The organism is Pseudomonas lurida (assembly GCF_002563895.1).
Lineage (GTDB): Bacteria > Pseudomonadota > Gammaproteobacteria > Pseudomonadales > Pseudomonadaceae > Aquipseudomonas > Aquipseudomonas lurida.
This window is the reverse complement of record NZ_PDJB01000001.1, coordinates 5306914-5324698: the sequence shown is the minus strand read 5'-3', so window position 1 is coordinate 5324698 and position 17785 is coordinate 5306914. Positions and strand designations below refer to the sequence as shown.

6 protein-coding genes, 2 tRNA genes and 3 rRNA genes are annotated in these 17785 nt (G+C 57.9%); all 11 read left to right on the top strand.

Annotated elements, in window-relative coordinates:
- Window positions 1–89 precede the first annotated feature (89 nt).
- Window positions 90–947 (top strand): CDP-diacylglycerol--serine O-phosphatidyltransferase, encoded by an 858-nt coding sequence (gene pssA / locus ATH90_RS24245; protein WP_034107013.1) that lies wholly within the window; start codon window positions 90–92, stop codon window positions 945–947.
- Window positions 948–1010: 63 nt separating this feature from the next.
- Complete coding sequence (gene msrP / locus ATH90_RS24240; RefSeq protein ID WP_098467374.1) at window positions 1011–2024, top strand: protein-methionine-sulfoxide reductase catalytic subunit MsrP; 1014 nt, start codon at window positions 1011–1013, stop codon at window positions 2022–2024.
- Window positions 2024–2644 carry a protein-methionine-sulfoxide reductase heme-binding subunit MsrQ gene (gene msrQ, locus ATH90_RS24235; protein ID WP_034107009.1) on the top strand — a complete coding sequence of 207 codons (621 nt, stop codon included), beginning with the start codon at window positions 2024–2026 and terminating at the stop codon, window positions 2642–2644. Before msrP ends, msrQ begins: the two co-directional genes overlap by 1 nt.
- Window positions 2645–3189: 545 nt before the next feature.
- Window positions 3190–4726 (top strand): 16S ribosomal RNA (locus tag ATH90_RS24225).
- A gap of 82 nt (window positions 4727–4808) precedes the next feature.
- Window positions 4809–4885 (top strand) — tRNA-Ile (locus ATH90_RS24220).
- 30 nt (window positions 4886–4915) lie between these two features.
- Window positions 4916–4991 (top strand) — tRNA-Ala (locus tag ATH90_RS24215).
- Window positions 4992–5242: 251 nt separating this feature from the next.
- Window positions 5243–8134: ribosomal RNA gene (locus tag ATH90_RS24210) — 23S ribosomal RNA — on the top strand.
- Window positions 8135–8290: 156 nt separating this feature from the next.
- Window positions 8291–8406, top strand: a 5S ribosomal RNA gene (rrf, locus tag ATH90_RS24205).
- Together the 16S, 23S and 5S rRNA genes with 2 tRNA genes alongside form the textbook arrangement of a ribosomal RNA operon.
- A 145-nt stretch (window positions 8407–8551) precedes the next feature.
- On the top strand, window positions 8552–12004 hold the full coding sequence (gene recC, locus ATH90_RS24200) for an exodeoxyribonuclease V subunit gamma (protein WP_098467373.1): 3453 nt from the start codon (window positions 8552–8554) through the stop codon (window positions 12002–12004).
- Entirely contained in the window at window positions 12001–15675 is a 3675-nt protein-coding gene (gene recB, locus ATH90_RS24195) for an exodeoxyribonuclease V subunit beta (RefSeq protein ID WP_098467372.1), read from the top strand. Before recC ends, recB begins: the two co-directional genes overlap by 4 nt.
- Complete coding sequence (gene recD, locus ATH90_RS24190) at window positions 15672–17744, top strand: exodeoxyribonuclease V subunit alpha (RefSeq protein WP_098467371.1); 2073 nt, start codon at window positions 15672–15674, stop codon at window positions 17742–17744. The genes recB and recD overlap by 4 nt, the downstream gene beginning before the upstream one ends.
- Window positions 17745–17785 lie beyond the last annotated feature (41 nt).

Here is a 17785-nt window from a genome sequence, read left to right as displayed (position 1 = left end):
TGTTCTGGTATAAAGCTGCATCGTTTGCGGGCGAACACTCGCCGCAAGTATTGGTCGTATTTTTTTCACACCGTTGCAAGGTAAAGTCCATGAGCGAACGTCCCGAAGAGCCAAGCCAGGCTTCTGAAGCCGAAAGCCTGCTGCCGATCGATGAGCATGTCGAAGAAGGGCATGACGCGGAAGGTCGCAAGGTCCGGCATCGTGGCATCTATCTTCTGCCCAACCTGTTCACCACGGCGAACCTGTTTGCCGGATTCTATTCCATCATCAATTCCATGAGCGCCCAAAGCGCGCTGGCGGCGGGTGATGCGGCGAGCGCCAGCAAGTACTTCGGTTTTGCTGCCATCGCAATCTTCGTCGCCATGGTGCTCGATGGCCTGGATGGGCGCGTGGCACGCATGACCAACACGCAAAGTGCCTTCGGTGCCGAGTACGACTCGCTGTCGGACATGGTCGCGTTCGGCGTCGCCCCTGCGTTGCTGGCATTTGCCTGGGCGCTGGGTGATATGGGTAAGGTCGGCTGGATGGTTGCCTTCATCTATGTCGCCGGGGCCGCTCTGCGTCTGGCGCGCTTCAACACCCAGGTGGGAACTGCCGACAAGCGTTACTTCATCGGTTTGGCCAGCCCTGCTGCCGCCGGTGTGGTGGCGGGTATCGTCTGGGCGTTCAGTGATTACGGCATCCAGGGTTCGAAAATGTCGTTCCTGGTGGCCTTGATGGTGGCCGCGGCCGGCATGCTGATGGTCAGCAACATCAAATACAACAGCTTCAAGGAGCTGGACTTGAAGGGGCGTGTGCCTTTTGTAGCGATCCTGGCAGTGGTGCTGGTATTCGCCGTGGTGTTCAGTGATCCGCCGCGCATTCTGTTGCTGGCCTTCCTGGTTTACGCTGCGTCGGGGCCGGTTCAGTATCTGCTGCATCTGCGCCGCGACAAAACGTTGCCTTAATGTAATTTCCCCCATACTCCGCAGTCTACTGGTACATCAGTTCTCCAATGCTGCGGAGTTGCCATGTTAATCAAATTGCCTAAAGCGTCCGATTGCCACGAGTCCGACGTCACTCCTGAATCCTTCTATCTCTCTCGTCGTGCTTTGCTCGGTGGTGCGCTTGCCGGCATGGTAGCCAGCACTTTGCCGCGTTGGGCCAGCGCTGAAGACGCTTCGCGTTATGCCGATGTCGAGGCGGGCAGGGCGCCGAGCTGGTTTGCCGACAAGCTGCCGGGCACCCAATGGCAGGCAGTCACGGTGAAGGGCGAGGCGATCACGCCCTTCAAGGACGCCACGCACTACAACAACTTCTATGAGTTCGGTACCGACAAGGGTGATCCGGCAGCGAATGCCGGTTCACTCAAGACCGAACCCTGGAGCGTTGTCATCGATGGCGAGGTTGCCAAGCCAGGCCGTTACGCCCTGGAAGACTTCATGGAGCCTTATCAGTTGGAAGAGCGGATCTACCGCCTGCGCTGCGTCGAGGCGTGGTCCATGGTGATTCCCTGGATCGGTTTTCCGATTTCAGCGTTGCTCAAGCAGGTTGAACCGACCTCCAAAGCCAAGTACATCCGTTTTGAAACCCTCCAGGATCCAAAGAGCATGCCGGGGCAGCGTTCGAGTTTTGGCTTGATCGACTGGCCTTATGTGGAGGGGTTGCGTCTTGATGAGGCGATGAACCCTCTGGCGATCCTGGCGGTGGGGATGTATGGGCGCGAATTGCCTAATCAGAATGGTGCGCCCCTGCGCCTGGTGGTGCCGTGGAAGTATGGCTTCAAGAGTGTGAAGTCCATTGTGCGGATCAGTCTCGTGAGCGAACAGCCGAAAACCACTTGGCAGAGCATTGCTGCCAATGAGTATGGCTTCTATGCAAACGTAAACCCGACGGTTGATCACCCTCGATGGACTCAGGCCCGTGAGCGGCGTCTGCCCAGTGGCTTGTTTAGTCCTAATGTGCGTGAGACGCAGATGTTCAATGGTTACTCGGATGAGGTGGCGTCTCTTTATACCGACCTAGACCTGCGGAAGAATTACTGATGCGTTACCCGATCTGGCGCATGAGCGTCTTCATAGCAGCGGCGATATGGCCGCTGTTCTGGCTCTATGAGGCGTGGGGTTCTGCCCTCGGGCCCGATCCAGGCAAGGTGCTGGTAGATCGGTTGGGGCTCGGTACATTGATTCTGCTGCTGATCACCCTGGCAATGACACCGCTGCAGAAGCTTAGTGGTTGGGCGGGGTGGATAGCGGTACGCCGCCAACTGGGTTTGTGGTGCTTTGCCTATGTAGTGCTGCACCTGGCTGCGTACTGTGTGTTTGTGCTGGGGTTGGACTGGTCGCAGTTGGGTGTGGAGTTGCGCAAGCGGCCCTACATTATAGTGGGGGCGCTGGGCTTCCTGTTGCTGTTGGTTTTGGCGGTGACGTCGAATCGTTACAGCCAGCGTCGTTTGGGAAGTCGTTGGAAGAAGCTGCATCGCCTGGTGTATGTGATTCTTGGGCTCGGCTTGCTGCATATGCTGTGGATCGTGCGAGCAGATCTGAAGGAATGGGCTCTCTACGCTTCTATAGGTGCGTTGCTCCTGGTGCTGCGGATACCGCCTGTGATGCGACGAATCCCACGGCTTATTGCGAAAAAACCACTTTCTGCAACAAAAACGTAATTAAGGGTTGACGGCAGATTCTGGAAGTCTATAATTCGCCCCACTTCCGGCGCAGTCGAAACGGAAAACTCCTTGGTAAACAAGTAGTTACGCAGAATTCGACAGCGAGTTGCTTCAGTTCATCGAAGCCCAGAAGGAGTTGGTGGGGCGGTGTTGTTTGGCTCTATTAACGTTTCGATCATCTCGGTCGAAAGCGGAGAAAAAGAGGTGTTGACAGCAGCGTGTAACGCTGTAGAATTCGCCTCCCGCTAACGAGAGATCGGAAGCGCAAGTGGTTGAAGTTGTTGAAGAATTCTTCGAAAACTTCTGAAAATAATCACTTGACAGCAAATGAGGCTGCTGTAGAATGCGCGCCTCGGTTGAGACGAAAGATCTTAACCAACCGCTCTTTAACAACTGAATCAAGCAATTCGTGTGGGTGCTTGTGGAGTCAGACTGATAGTCAACAAGATTATCAGCATCGCAAGTTACTCCGCGAGAAATCAAAGATGTAACCAACGATTGCTGAGCCAAGTTTAGGGTTTCTTAAAAACCCAAAGATGTTTGAACTGAAGAGTTTGATCATGGCTCAGATTGAACGCTGGCGGCAGGCCTAACACATGCAAGTCGAGCGGTAGAGAGAAGCTTGCTTCTCTTGAGAGCGGCGGACGGGTGAGTAATGCCTAGGAATCTGCCTGGTAGTGGGGGATAACGTTCGGAAACGGACGCTAATACCGCATACGTCCTACGGGAGAAAGCAGGGGACCTTCGGGCCTTGCGCTATCAGATGAGCCTAGGTCGGATTAGCTAGTTGGTGGGGTAATGGCTCACCAAGGCGACGATCCGTAACTGGTCTGAGAGGATGATCAGTCACACTGGAACTGAGACACGGTCCAGACTCCTACGGGAGGCAGCAGTGGGGAATATTGGACAATGGGCGAAAGCCTGATCCAGCCATGCCGCGTGTGTGAAGAAGGTCTTCGGATTGTAAAGCACTTTAAGTTGGGAGGAAGGGCAGTTGCCTAATACGTAACTGTTTTGACGTTACCGACAGAATAAGCACCGGCTAACTCTGTGCCAGCAGCCGCGGTAATACAGAGGGTGCAAGCGTTAATCGGAATTACTGGGCGTAAAGCGCGCGTAGGTGGTTTGTTAAGTTGGATGTGAAATCCCCGGGCTCAACCTGGGAACTGCATTCAAAACTGACTGACTAGAGTATGGTAGAGGGTGGTGGAATTTCCTGTGTAGCGGTGAAATGCGTAGATATAGGAAGGAACACCAGTGGCGAAGGCGACCACCTGGACTAATACTGACACTGAGGTGCGAAAGCGTGGGGAGCAAACAGGATTAGATACCCTGGTAGTCCACGCCGTAAACGATGTCAACTAGCCGTTGGAAGCCTTGAGCTTTTAGTGGCGCAGCTAACGCATTAAGTTGACCGCCTGGGGAGTACGGCCGCAAGGTTAAAACTCAAATGAATTGACGGGGGCCCGCACAAGCGGTGGAGCATGTGGTTTAATTCGAAGCAACGCGAAGAACCTTACCAGGCCTTGACATCCAATGAACTTTCTAGAGATAGATTGGTGCCTTCGGGAACATTGAGACAGGTGCTGCATGGCTGTCGTCAGCTCGTGTCGTGAGATGTTGGGTTAAGTCCCGTAACGAGCGCAACCCTTGTCCTTAGTTACCAGCACATAATGGTGGGCACTCTAAGGAGACTGCCGGTGACAAACCGGAGGAAGGTGGGGATGACGTCAAGTCATCATGGCCCTTACGGCCTGGGCTACACACGTGCTACAATGGTCGGTACAGAGGGTTGCCAAGCCGCGAGGTGGAGCTAATCCCATAAAACCGATCGTAGTCCGGATCGCAGTCTGCAACTCGACTGCGTGAAGTCGGAATCGCTAGTAATCGCGAATCAGAATGTCGCGGTGAATACGTTCCCGGGCCTTGTACACACCGCCCGTCACACCATGGGAGTGGGTTGCACCAGAAGTAGCTAGTCTAACCTTCGGGAGGACGGTTACCACGGTGTGATTCATGACTGGGGTGAAGTCGTAACAAGGTAGCCGTAGGGGAACCTGCGGCTGGATCACCTCCTTAATCGACGACATCAGCTGCTCCATAAGCTCCCACACGAATTGCTTGATTCATTGAAGAAGACGATAAGAAGCAGCCCGAAATTGGGTCTGTAGCTCAGTTGGTTAGAGCGCACCCCTGATAAGGGTGAGGTCGGCAGTTCGAATCTGCCCAGACCCACCAATTTTGTGTGGGAAACGCCTGTAGAAATACGGGGCCATAGCTCAGCTGGGAGAGCGCCTGCCTTGCACGCAGGAGGTCAACGGTTCGATCCCGTTTGGCTCCACCACTACTGCTTCTGAAAGTTTTGAAAGCTTAGAAATGAGCATTCCACCAAAACGGTGATGAATGTTGATTTCTAGTCTTTGATTAGATCGTTCTTTAAAAATTTGGGTATGTGATAGAAAGATAGACTGAACGTTACTTTCACTGGTAACGGATCAGGCTAAGGTAAAATTTGTGAGTTACTCGTAATTGAGTATTATCGAATTTTCGGCGAATGTCGTCTTCACAGTATAACCAGATTGCTTGGGGTTATATGGTCAAGTGAAGAAGCGCATACGGTGGATGCCTTGGCAGTCAGAGGCGATGAAAGACGTGGTAGCCTGCGAAAAGCTTCGGGGAGTCGGCAAACAGACTTTGATCCGGAGATGTCTGAATGGGGGAACCCAGCCATCATAAGATGGTTATCTTGTACTGAATACATAGGTGCAAGAGGCGAACCAGGGGAACTGAAACATCTAAGTACCCTGAGGAAAAGAAATCAACCGAGATTCCCTTAGTAGTGGCGAGCGAACGGGGACTAGCCCTTAAGTGGCTTTGAGATTAGCGGAACGCTCTGGAAAGTGCGGCCATAGTGGGTGATAGCCCTGTACGCGAAAATCTCTTAGTCATGAAATCGAGTAGGACGGAGCACGAGAAACTTTGTCTGAATATGGGGGGACCATCCTCCAAGGCTAAATACTACTGACTGACCGATAGTGAACTAGTACCGTGAGGGAAAGGCGAAAAGAACCCCGGAGAGGGGAGTGAAATAGATCCTGAAACCGTATGCGTACAAGCAGTGGGAGCAGACTTTGTTCTGTGACTGCGTACCTTTTGTATAATGGGTCAGCGACTTATTTTCAGTGGCGAGCTTAACCGAATAGGGGAGGCGTAGCGAAAGCGAGTCTTAATAGGGCGTCTAGTCGCTGGGAATAGACCCGAAACCGGGCGATCTATCCATGGGCAGGTTGAAGGTTGGGTAACACTAACTGGAGGACCGAACCGACTACCGTTGAAAAGTTAGCGGATGACCTGTGGATCGGAGTGAAAGGCTAATCAAGCTCGGAGATAGCTGGTTCTCCTCGAAAGCTATTTAGGTAGCGCCTCATGTATCACTGTAGGGGGTAGAGCACTGTTTCGGCTAGGGGGTCATCCCGACTTACCAAACCGATGCAAACTCCGAATACCTACAAGTGCCGAGCATGGGAGACACACGGCGGGTGCTAACGTCCGTCGTGAAAAGGGAAACAACCCAGACCGTCAGCTAAGGTCCCAAAGTTATGGTTAAGTGGGAAACGATGTGGGAAGGCTTAGACAGCTAGGAGGTTGGCTTAGAAGCAGCCACCCTTTAAAGAAAGCGTAATAGCTCACTAGTCGAGTCGGCCTGCGCGGAAGATGTAACGGGGCTCAAACCATACACCGAAGCTACGGGTATCACGTAAGTGATGCGGTAGAGGAGCGTTCTGTAAGCCTGTGAAGGTGAGTTGAGAAGCTTGCTGGAGGTATCAGAAGTGCGAATGCTGACATGAGTAACGACAATGGGTGTGAAAAACACCCACGCCGAAAGACCAAGGTTTCCTGCGCAACGTTAATCGACGCAGGGTTAGTCGGTCCCTAAGGCGAGGCTGAAAAGCGTAGTCGATGGAAAACAGGTTAATATTCCTGTACTTCTGGTTATTGCGATGGAGGGACGGAGAAGGCTAGGCCAGCTTGGCGTTGGTTGTCCAAGTTTAAGGTGGTAGGCTGGAATCTTAGGTAAATCCGGGATTCTAAGGCCGAGAGCTGATGACGAGTTAACTTTTAGTTAACGAAGTGGTTGATGCCATGCTTCCAAGAAAAGCTTCTAAGCTTCAGGTAACCAGGAACCGTACCCCAAACCGACACAGGTGGTTGGGTAGAGAATACCAAGGCGCTTGAGAGAACTCGGGTGAAGGAACTAGGCAAAATGGCACCGTAACTTCGGGAGAAGGTGCGCCGGTGAGGGTGAAGGACTTGCTCCGTAAGCTCATGCCGGTCGAAGATACCAGGCCGCTGCGACTGTTTATTAAAAACACAGCACTCTGCAAACACGAAAGTGGACGTATAGGGTGTGACGCCTGCCCGGTGCCGGAAGGTTAATTGATGGGGTTAGCTAACGCGAAGCTCTTGATCGAAGCCCCGGTAAACGGCGGCCGTAACTATAACGGTCCTAAGGTAGCGAAATTCCTTGTCGGGTAAGTTCCGACCTGCACGAATGGCGTAACGATGGCGGCGCTGTCTCCACCCGAGACTCAGTGAAATTGAAATCGCTGTGAAGATGCAGTGTATCCGCGGCTAGACGGAAAGACCCCGTGAACCTTTACTATAGCTTTGCACTGGACTTTGAATTTGCTTGTGTAGGATAGGTGGGAGGCTTTGAAGCGTGGACGCCAGTTCGCGTGGAGCCATCCTTGAAATACCACCCTGGCAACTTTGAGGTTCTAACTCAGGTCCGTTATCCGGATCGAGGACAGTGTATGGTGGGTAGTTTGACTGGGGCGGTCTCCTCCTAAAGAGTAACGGAGGAGTACGAAGGTGCGCTCAGACCGGTCGGAAATCGGTCGTAGAGTATAAAGGCAAAAGCGCGCTTGACTGCGAGACAGACACGTCGAGCAGGTACGAAAGTAGGTCTTAGTGATCCGGTGGTTCTGTATGGAAGGGCCATCGCTCAACGGATAAAAGGTACTCCGGGGATAACAGGCTGATACCGCCCAAGAGTTCATATCGACGGCGGTGTTTGGCACCTCGATGTCGGCTCATCACATCCTGGGGCTGAAGCCGGTCCCAAGGGTATGGCTGTTCGCCATTTAAAGTGGTACGCGAGCTGGGTTTAGAACGTCGTGAGACAGTTCGGTCCCTATCTGCCGTGGACGTTTGAGATTTGAGAGGGGCTGCTCCTAGTACGAGAGGACCGGAGTGGACGAACCTCTGGTGTTCCGGTTGTCACGCCAGTGGCATTGCCGGGTAGCTATGTTCGGAATAGATAACCGCTGAAAGCATCTAAGCGGGAAACTAGCCTCAAGATGAGATCTCACTGGAACCTTGAGTTCCCTGAAGGGCCGTCGAAGACTACGACGTTGATAGGTTGGGTGTGTAAGCGCTGTGAGGCGTTGAGCTAACCAATACTAATTGCCCGTGAGGCTTGACCATATAACACCCAAGCAATTTGACTACTCTAACGAGCATCAGATTGCGGTGTGTGAAGACGAAATGAACCGAAAGTTCGAATCTCACAAACACCGAAAGCTATCACATACCCATTTTGCTGAAGCGAGGCCAGCTGGCCACGACTCAGTACCCGAATTTCTTGACGACCATAGAGCATTGGAACCACCTGATCCCATCCCGAACTCAGCAGTGAAACGATGCATCGCCGATGGTAGTGTGGGGTTTCCCCATGTGAGAGTAGGTCATCGTCAAGATTAAATTCCAAAACCCCTGTTTGCTAACGCAAACAGGGGTTTTGTTTTGGGCGGTCGAAAAGACAGTTAACATCCCAGTTCCGCCAATAACTGCCCACAGTGCTAAAGTCGCACCCTCGATTTTGCTTTTCCCAAGGAAGCCGTTATGCCGGATGCAACGTCCCTCAGTGCTGGATTCATGGTGGTTCACGGCAACCGCCTGGACGAACTGCGCAGCCTGGTGGTCAGTTGGATGCGCCGCTACCCCCTGGCGCCCCTGGAAAATGAAATCGCCCTGGTACAAAGTAACGGCATCGCCCAGTGGCTGAAGCTGGCCCTGGCTGAAGACCCGGAAGATGACGATATGGGCGGTTGTGGCATCGCCGCCGCGATCGATGTGCAATTGCCCGGCAGCTTCATGTGGCAGCTTTACCGCATGGTTCTGGGCCGAGATGAAATTCCGCCCAAATCCCTGCTCGATAAAGCCCCACTGACCTGGCGTCTAATGCGCCTGCTCCCAGAGCTTATCGATCAGCCGCACTTCGAACCGCTGCAGCGCTTCCTTACCCACGACACCGACCTGCGTAAACGCTACCAGCTCGCCGAACGCCTGGCGGACTTGTTCGACCAATACCAGGTTTATCGCGCCGACTGGCTGGAGGACTGGGCCGCCGGTCGCCACCAATTGCGTAACGGCCGAGGCGAAACCAAGCCCCTCAACCCGGCTAACTGCTGGCAAGCCGAACTGTGGCGTGCATTGTTGCTGGATGTAGGTGAAGAGGGCATGGCCGAAAGCCGTGCCGGCGTTCACCAGCGATTCATCGAGCGCATCAATTCGCTGGAGAGCGCCCCACCAGGCTTGCCATCTCGAGTCATCGTCTTCGGCATCTCCTCGTTGCCAGCACAGGCGCTTGAAGCCCTTGCCGGCCTGGCGCGATTCAGCCAAGTCCTGCTCTGCGTGCACAACCCTTGTCGCCATCATTGGGCCGACATCGTCGCTGACAAAGACCTGCTGCGTAACGAATACAAACGCCAAGCGCGCAAAGCAGGCATGCCGGTCACCATCGACCCACAAACCCTGCACCAGCACGCCCACCCGTTACTGGCCGCCTGGGGCAAGCAAGGCCGTGACTACATCAGCCTGTTGGACAGTTACGACGACCCCAATAGCTACCGGGCCGCATTCCGCGATGGCCGCATCGACCTGTTCAGCGACAGCGAGCCCACCACGCTGCTCAACCAGCTCCAGGACGATATCCTCGAACTGCGCCCACTCAACGAAACCCGCGAGCTATGGCCTGCCGTCGATCTGGAATGCGATACCTCAATCCGCTTCCACATTGCCCACAGTGCCCAACGCGAAGTCGAAATCCTTCACGACCAATTGCTCCAGCGCTTCAGTGCCGACGCTACGCTGCGGCCCCGGGACATCATCGTCATGGTCCCCGACGTCGACAGCTACGCGCCCCACATCCGCGCCGTGTTCGGTCAGCTTGAGCGCAACGACCCACGCTTTATCCCGTTCACCCTGACCGACCAAGGCCAACGCGGTCGCGACCCTCTGCTCATTGCCGTCGAACACCTGCTGAAACTCCCCGACAGCCGCTTCCCCGTCAGCGAAATCCTCGACCTGCTTGATGTTCCTGCCTTACGCGAACGTTTTGCCATCAAGGAGCGCGATCTGCCCACGTTGCACCGCTGGATCGAAGGCGCCGGTATCCGTTGGGGGCTTAACGCCGAACAACGTGCCGGGCTCGGGCTGCCAACGCAGCTGGAACAAAACAGCTGGCGTTTCGGCCTTCGCCGCATGTTGCTCGGTTACGCAGTGGGCACCGGTGCTGCATGTGACGGCATTGAGCCCTATGACGAAATCGGTGGCCTCGACGCCGCACTGATCGGCCCGCTCGTCGCCTTGCTCGACGCACTCAACGACGCTCATCAAGCCTTGTCGCAACCCGCGCCTCCGAAAGAGTGGGGCGAACGCCTGCAGCGCCTGATGCAATTGTTCTTCCTACCCAGCAGCGAACACGACGACTACCTGATGGGCCAGCTCGAACAACTCCGGGAAACCTGGCTGGAGACCTGCGAGTCCGTAGGCTTGCAGGACGAGTTACCCCTCACTGTCGTCCGCGAGGCCTGGCTGGCTGGCCTCGACCAGGGTCGCCTGTCCCAGCGATTCCTGGCTGGAGCTGTCAATTTTTGCACCCTGATGCCCATGCGTGCGATCCCCTTCAAGCTGGTTTGCCTGCTCGGCATGAACGACGGCGATTACCCGCGCGCGCAACCTCCATTGGACTTCGACCTGATGGGGAGCGACTACCGGCCCGGCGACCGTTCACGTCGTGAAGACGACCGCTATCTGCTGCTCGAAGCCGTGCTTTCAGCGCGTGACCAGCTATACATCAGTTGGGTTGGCCGTAGCATCCGTGACAATAGCGATCGCCCGGCATCGGTACTGGTCGGCCAACTGCGTGACCATCTCAGCAGTGGCTGGCACCACGCACAGAGCGACCAACCGTTGATCGAAGCGATGACACAAGAGCATCCGCTGCAACCGTTCAGCGCCCGCTACTTCCATGAGGGCGACGCGCTATTCAGCTACGCGCGCGAATGGCAGTTACTCCATGAAGCATCCGATGCCCTCCCGACGGATCACGACCTGGCACCCCACCAACAGGAAGAGCCCCTGAGTCTCGGCCAGCTCCAAGACTTCCTGCGCAACCCGGTAAAACATTTCTTCAGTCAACGTCTGAAAGTGTTCTTCGAAGCCGCCGAAGTGCCACTCGCTGACGAAGAGCCCTTCGTTCTCGACGCATTACAACGCTACAGCTTGAGCGACAGCCTGCTCAACGCCGCGCTCACCCAACCCGATCACTTTGATCAGGCCCTGAACGCCCAGGCCCTGCGCTTGCAAGGCAGTGGCCTGTTGCCGATGGTTGGTTTCGGCGAATACCTGCGCAACGAACTGATCGAGCCCTTGCCTGACCTGCTGCGGCGCCACCAGCAACTTCTGGCCCTGTGGCCCACGCCGCACCCCGGCGCCGAACCGGTCAGTTTTGAGCATCATGGTGTTGAGTTGGAAGGCTGGATCAGCGGCCTGCATCGACGCAGTGATGGCGGGTTGCTGAGCGTCACCACCATTCCCAACAGCATTGGCTCGATCAAGACCCGCAAGTGGCACCGCCTGATTCGCCCCTGGGTCAATCACGTGGTTGCCTGCGCCTGCGGCCTGCCGTTAAGCACTGGCCTGGTGGCCAGCGACGACACCTTGCTCCTGTCACCTCTGGATCAATCCAATGCCCAGGACGTGCTCGGCAACCTACTGCTCGCCTGGCACGTCGGAATGAGTAAACCGCTGCCTGTCGCCGTCAAGACTGCTTTTGCCTGGCTCGGTCAAACCGATCCCGCGAAGGCGCAGGCGGCCGCCAGTAAAGCCTACGAAGGTGATGGCCTGACCACCGATGGCGAACGTCGCGAAACCCCGGCGCTCACCCGGCAATTTCCCGACTACGCCACACTCATCGCCAGCGAAGAATTCGAAGGTTGGTGCGAAACCTTGTATCGCCCCCTGCTCAACGCCCCGTGGCGATCACTCACCGGCGAGGAGGCCAGCGCATGACCAGCAAAGCCTTGGCCCTGGCCTTCCCGCTCAAAGGCAGCCAGCTGATTGAAGCCAGTGCCGGCACCGGCAAGACGTTCACCATCTCGGCCCTCTACCTGCGCCTGGTCCTCGGCCATGGTGGCGACGACGCGGGCTTTGGTCGTGAGCTGCTGCCGCCGCAAATCCTGGTGGTGACCTTCACCGACGCGGCCACCAAGGAGCTGCGCGAACGGATCCGTATCCGTCTGGCTGAAGCCGCTCGTTTTTTCCGCGAAGAAATTGAACAGCCCGACACGCTCATCGCCGATCTGCGCGCCGACTACCCACCGGAACAATGGCCCGCTTGCGCGAACCGCCTGGACATCGCCGCCCAGTGGATGGATGAAGCCGCCGTCTCGACCATCCACAGTTGGTGCCAGCGCATGCTGCGCGAACACGCTTTCGACAGCGGCAGCCTGTTCACGCAAACCCTGGAAACCGACCACAGCGACCTGCTTGGCGAAGTGTTGCGCGATTACTGGCGACTGTTCTGCTACCCGATGCACGACGATGCGCTCAACTGGGTGCGCAATAACTGGGGTGGACCCGCAGCGCTGATGCCTCGGGTACGCGCGCTGTTTGGCAGCGAACGGCCTACTGGTGAGACCCGCGAGCCCGCCGAGCTGATCAACGCCTGCCTGCAGGAACGCCGCGAAGCGCTGATAACACTCAAGGCCCCCTGGCAACAATGGGCCGCCGAGTTGCGTGACATCTGCCTGCAAGCCGTGGCTGCCAAAGCCGTTGACGGTCGCAAGATGCAAGCGCGTTATTTCGAGCCCTGGTTCGAAAAGATCAGCGCCTGGGCCGCTGACGAAACCCTCGAGCAACTGGACATCGGCACCGGCTTCACGCGTTTGACGCCCGACGGCATCGCCGAAGCCTGGAAAGGCGAACCGCCGCAGCATCCCGGTATCGACGCCATGGCGGGCCTCAAGGCGGCCCTTGATGCGCTGCCGACACCCGACGCGGCCGTGTTGCAACACGCCGCCGGCTGGGTGGGCAAACGCTTCGAGGAAGAAAAGCGTCGTCGCGCCGAAATGGGTTTTGACGACATGCTCATCCGCCTCAACGCTGCCCTGCAGGCCGACGGTGGCGAGCGACTGGCCAGTGTGATCCGGGAGCAATTCCCGGTGGCGTTGATCGACGAGTTCCAGGACACCGACCCGGTGCAATACAGCATTTTCGACAGCATCTACCGCATCGAAGAGAACCACCTCGACAGCGGGCTGTTCCTGATCGGCGACCCCAAGCAGGCGATCTACGCCTTCCGTGGCGCCGACATCTACACTTACCTGCGCGCCCGACAGTCCACTACCGGTCGCCACCACACACTGGGCACCAACTTCCGCTCCAGCCATGCGATGGTCGAAGCGGTGAACCACGTGTTCCAGCGTGCCGAAACAGGCCGCGGTGCGTTCCTGTTCCGCGAGCCTCATGGCGAAAACCCGGTGCCTTTCCACTCGGTGCTGTCCCAGGGCCGCAAGGAACAATTGCAAGTCGGTGGTCAAACGCTGCCGGCGATGAACCTCTGGCACTTGCCCACTGACCAGCCGGTTTCCAATGCGGTTTATCGTCAGCAACTGGCAGCCGCCTGCGCCACGCACATTGTTGAATTGCTCAACGGCGGACAACAAGGTACTGCCGGCTTCCTACAAGCGGACGCAAGTTTCAACGGCGTGCTTCCGTCAGATATCGCCATCCTCGTGCGCGACGGCAAGGAAGCCCAGGCCGTGCGAGCCGAACTGGCCGCCCGTGGCGTACGTAGCGTGTACCTCTCCGACAAGGACTCGGTCTTCGCTGCCCAGGAAGCCCACGACCTGCTGGCCTGGCTCAAGGCCTGCGCCGAGCCGGATGTCGAGCGTCCGCTGCGCGCCGCTTTGGCCTGCGTCACCCTTGACCTGTCACTGCTGGAACTGGAGCGTCTGAACCAGGATGAGCTCGCGTGGGAAAGCCGCGTCATGCAGTTTCGTGGCTACCGTGCGATCTGGCGTACCCAAGGCGTGCTGCCGATGCTGCGCCGCCTGCTGCACGACTTCAAACTGCCGCAAACCCTGATCGCGCGCAGCGATGGCGAACGTGTGCTGACCAACCTACTGCACCTCAGCGAACTGCTGCAACAGGCCGCCTCGGAACTGGACGGCGAACAGGCACTGATCCGTCATTTGGCCGAACACCTGGCGCTCTCGGGTCAAGCGGGCGAGGAACAAATCCTGCGCCTGGAAAGTGATGAGCAACTGGTCAAGGTGGTGACGATCCACAAGTCAAAAGGCCTTGAGTACGACCTGGTTTTCCTGCCTTTCATCTGCTCGGCCAAACCGGTGGATGGCAGCCGCTTGCCGCTGCACTACCACGATGAACACGGTAAATCCCAAGTCAGCCTGCGCCCTACGCCTGAATTGATCGTCCAGGCCGACAACGAACGCCTGGCCGAAGACTTGCGCCTGTTCTACGTAGCCCTGACCCGCGCCAAGCATGCGTGCTGGTTGGGCATCGCCGACCTCAAGCGCGGTAACAGCAACAGCTCCGTGCTGCACCTGTCGGCGCTGGGTTATTTGCTCGGTGCGGGAGCGCCGTTGGGGGAGTCTGCCGGCCTGGCGCGTTGGCTGTTGGACCTGCAAGCAGGTTGCCCTGCCATCGACTATGCCCAGGTGCCCGAAGCGCAAGACATCGTCTTTCACCCACCCCGCAACGAAGCCACGTTGCGAGCGCCATTGCTGCCCAAGCGCAAGGCTGCGGAAAACTGGTGGATTGCCTCCTACAGTGCCTTGCGCATCGGCGACAGCATGAGCGCCGCCACGCTCGAAGCGCCGGAAAGCCCACAGGCCCAGAAGCTGTTCGATGACGAGCGTCTCGACCCGGATGCTCCACGCGAAGTGGCGGCGTCCGGCGGGGATATTCACCGCTTCCCACGCGGTCCTAACCCAGGGACCTTCCTCCACGGTCTGTTGGAATGGGCAGGGGAGGAGGGCTTCAACGTCACGCCCGAGGCCATCGAAAAGGCCGTGGGCGCCCGCTGCAATCGTCGCAACTGGGAAGGCTGGATCATCACCCTCAGCGATTGGCTCGGCCACCTGCTGCAAACACCACTGCCGGTGGATAACGGTCACGTTTCCCTCAGCCGTTTGCAGCAGTACCAGATCGAGATGGAGTTCTGGTTCGCCAGCCACAAAGTCGACGTGCTCGCCCTCGATAAACTGGTGTGCCAATACACCCACAGCGGCGTTTCCCGCGTCGCCGCCGAGCCCGTGCTGCTCAACGGCATGTTCAAGGGTTTTATCGATTTGACCTTTCAATATGATGGCCGCTACTACGTGGCCGATTACAAATCCAATTGGCTCGGTCCCGACGATTCGGCATACACCCAGGACGCCATGGAACAGTCGATCCTCGAGCACCGTTACGACCTGCAATACGTGCTTTACCTGCTGGCCCTGCACCGCCAACTCAAGGCGCGCCTGCCGGACTACGACTACGACCGCCATGTTGGCGGCGCGCTGTACCTGTTCCTGCGCGGTACACAGTCCACGAGCCAGGGGGCGTATTTCACCCGGCCACCACGGGACCTGATCGAAGGCCTGGACCTGTTGTTCCAGGGCAAGCCCATCCCGCCCAAGGCTGAGCCCGCCTGGGAACAAGGAGTGCTGTTATGAGCCTGTCGCCGTTACCGCTTGAGGAACTGATGCCCCTCAGCCGCGCCGCCGACCTGGTGCAGCTGCTGGAACGCTGGGTGGATCGGGGTTGGTTGCGTGCCCTGGACAAAGCCTTCGTAGGCTTTCTGCACGAGCTAGATCCGCAGTCTGACCCGCTGGTGCTGCTGGCCGCCGCGCTGACCAGCCATCAACTGGGCCATGGCCACGTCTGCCTCGACCTGTTCGAAACGCTCAAGGCGCCGGACTTCGCGCTGTCGTTGCCGCCTGAAGGCGACCTGCAAACCGGCGCCATGCTGCTGCCTTCGCAGTTGCTCGAAGGCCTGGACGGCGCCCACTGGTGCCATGCGCTTGCCGCCAGCCACCTGGTCGCGCTGGCAGTCGATGGCAGCGAATCCGCCCGAAGTCGCCCATTGGTCCTGTCCGGCAAGCGTCTTTATCTGCGCCGCTACTGGACCTATGAGCGACGCATCGACACCGCCTTGCGCCTGCGTCTCGCCACCCATGAAAGTGTCGCCGCCGATTTGCCGCAGCGCTTGGACAGCCTGTTCGACCAACCGCCACCCGACGGCGTGATCGACTGGCAAAAGCTCGCCTGCGCCCTGGCCACTCGCGGTGCATTCAGCATCGTCACGGGTGGCCCCGGCACCGGCAAGACCACCACCGTGGTGCGTCTGCTCGCGCTGTTACAGGCCCCGGCTGTGGAAGCCGGCAGCCCGTTGCGCATTCGCCTGGCCGCGCCCACCGGCAAGGCCGCGGCGCGCCTCACCGAGTCCATCAGCCAGCAAGTGCTGTCGCTGAAAGTGCCTGACAACGTGAAGGAAAAAATCCCGACCCAGGTCACCACTGTCCACCGCCTGCTGGGCAGTCGCCCGGGCACGCGGCATTTCCGTCATCACATCGGCAACCCATTGCCCCTGGACGTGCTGGTCGTCGACGAAGCCTCGATGATCGACCTGGAAATGATGGCCAACCTGCTCGACGCCTTGCCGCCGCATGCACGCCTGGTGCTGCTGGGCGACAAGGACCAATTGGCGTCGGTAGAAGCGGGGGCCGTACTCGGCGATCTATGCCGCGACGCCGAAGCCGGCTTCTACAGCGCCGAGACCCGCCAATGGCTGCAAGCCGTCAGTGGCGAAGACCTCAGCGCCAGTGGCCTGCAGGCCGACCTCGATGGCAGCCATCCCCTGGCCCAGCAAGTGGTGATGTTGCGCTACTCGCGACGTTTCGGCGAAGGCAGTGGCATCGGCCAACTGGCGCGTTGGGTCAACCAGCAAGACGCTGAGGAAGCCCGCAAGCTACTGGCAGCGCGCAGCCACAGCGACCTGTTCTGCGTCAGCCTCAAGGGCGAGCACGACCACGCCCTCGAGCGTCTGGTCCTGGACGGGCAGGGTAGCGACGGCGCCCAGGGTTATCGTTACTACCTCAACCTGCTGCAAAGCGCGAGGCCCGGGCCAGGCACCCCGCGCGAAGACCCAGCCTGGACCCACTGGGCGCAACAACTGCTGCAAGCCTTCGACGCGTTCCAACTGCTCTGTGCGGTGCGCAAAGGCCCCTGGGGCGTGGAAGGCCTGAACCTGCGCATCACCGCGGCCCTGCGCAAGGTGCGGCTGATCGAAGGCGAGGAGCAATGGTACGAAGGCCGCCCGGTGCTGATGACCCGCAACGATTACGGCCTGGGCCTGATGAACGGTGATATCGGCATCGCCCTCAAATTGCCCGAAAGTGACGGTGGCCCCCAGGTGCTGCGTGTCGCCTTCCCACGTAATGATGGCCAGGGCGGCGTGCGTTTCGTACTGCCCAGCCGCCTGAATGATGTGGAAACCGTGTACGCCATGACCGTGCACAAATCCCAGGGCTCGGAGTTCACCCATACCGCGCTGATCCTGCCGGATGCGTTGAACCCGGTGCTCACCAAGGAGTTGATCTACACCGGCATCACCCGGGCCAAGCGCTGGTTCAGCTTGATCGAACCCCGGGGTGGCGTGTTTGAAGAAGCGGTAAGACGCAAGGTCAAGCGCTTGAGCGGGTTGATGCTGGAGTTGGGTCACGAGCCTGAGAAAATTGACTGACAGGTCATGCACTATTTCTGATTCAGGCGCCTGATTTTTCT

Excerpts from the sequence above, each read along its gene's own strand:
- pssA (WP_034107013.1), top strand. The coding sequence starts at position 90 with ATGAGCGAACGTCCCGAAGAGCCAAGCCAGGCTTCTGAAGCCGAAAGC.
- msrP (WP_098467374.1), top strand. The coding sequence starts at position 1,011 with ATGTTAATCAAATTGCCTAAAGCGTCCGATTGCCACGAGTCCGACGTC.
- msrQ (WP_034107009.1), top strand. The coding sequence starts at position 2,024 with ATGCGTTACCCGATCTGGCGCATGAGCGTCTTCATAGCAGCGGCGATA.
- recC (WP_098467373.1), top strand. The coding sequence starts at position 8,552 with ATGCCGGATGCAACGTCCCTCAGTGCTGGATTCATGGTGGTTCACGGC.
- recB (WP_098467372.1), top strand. The coding sequence starts at position 12,001 with ATGACCAGCAAAGCCTTGGCCCTGGCCTTCCCGCTCAAAGGCAGCCAG.
- recD (WP_098467371.1), top strand. The coding sequence starts at position 15,672 with ATGAGCCTGTCGCCGTTACCGCTTGAGGAACTGATGCCCCTCAGCCGC.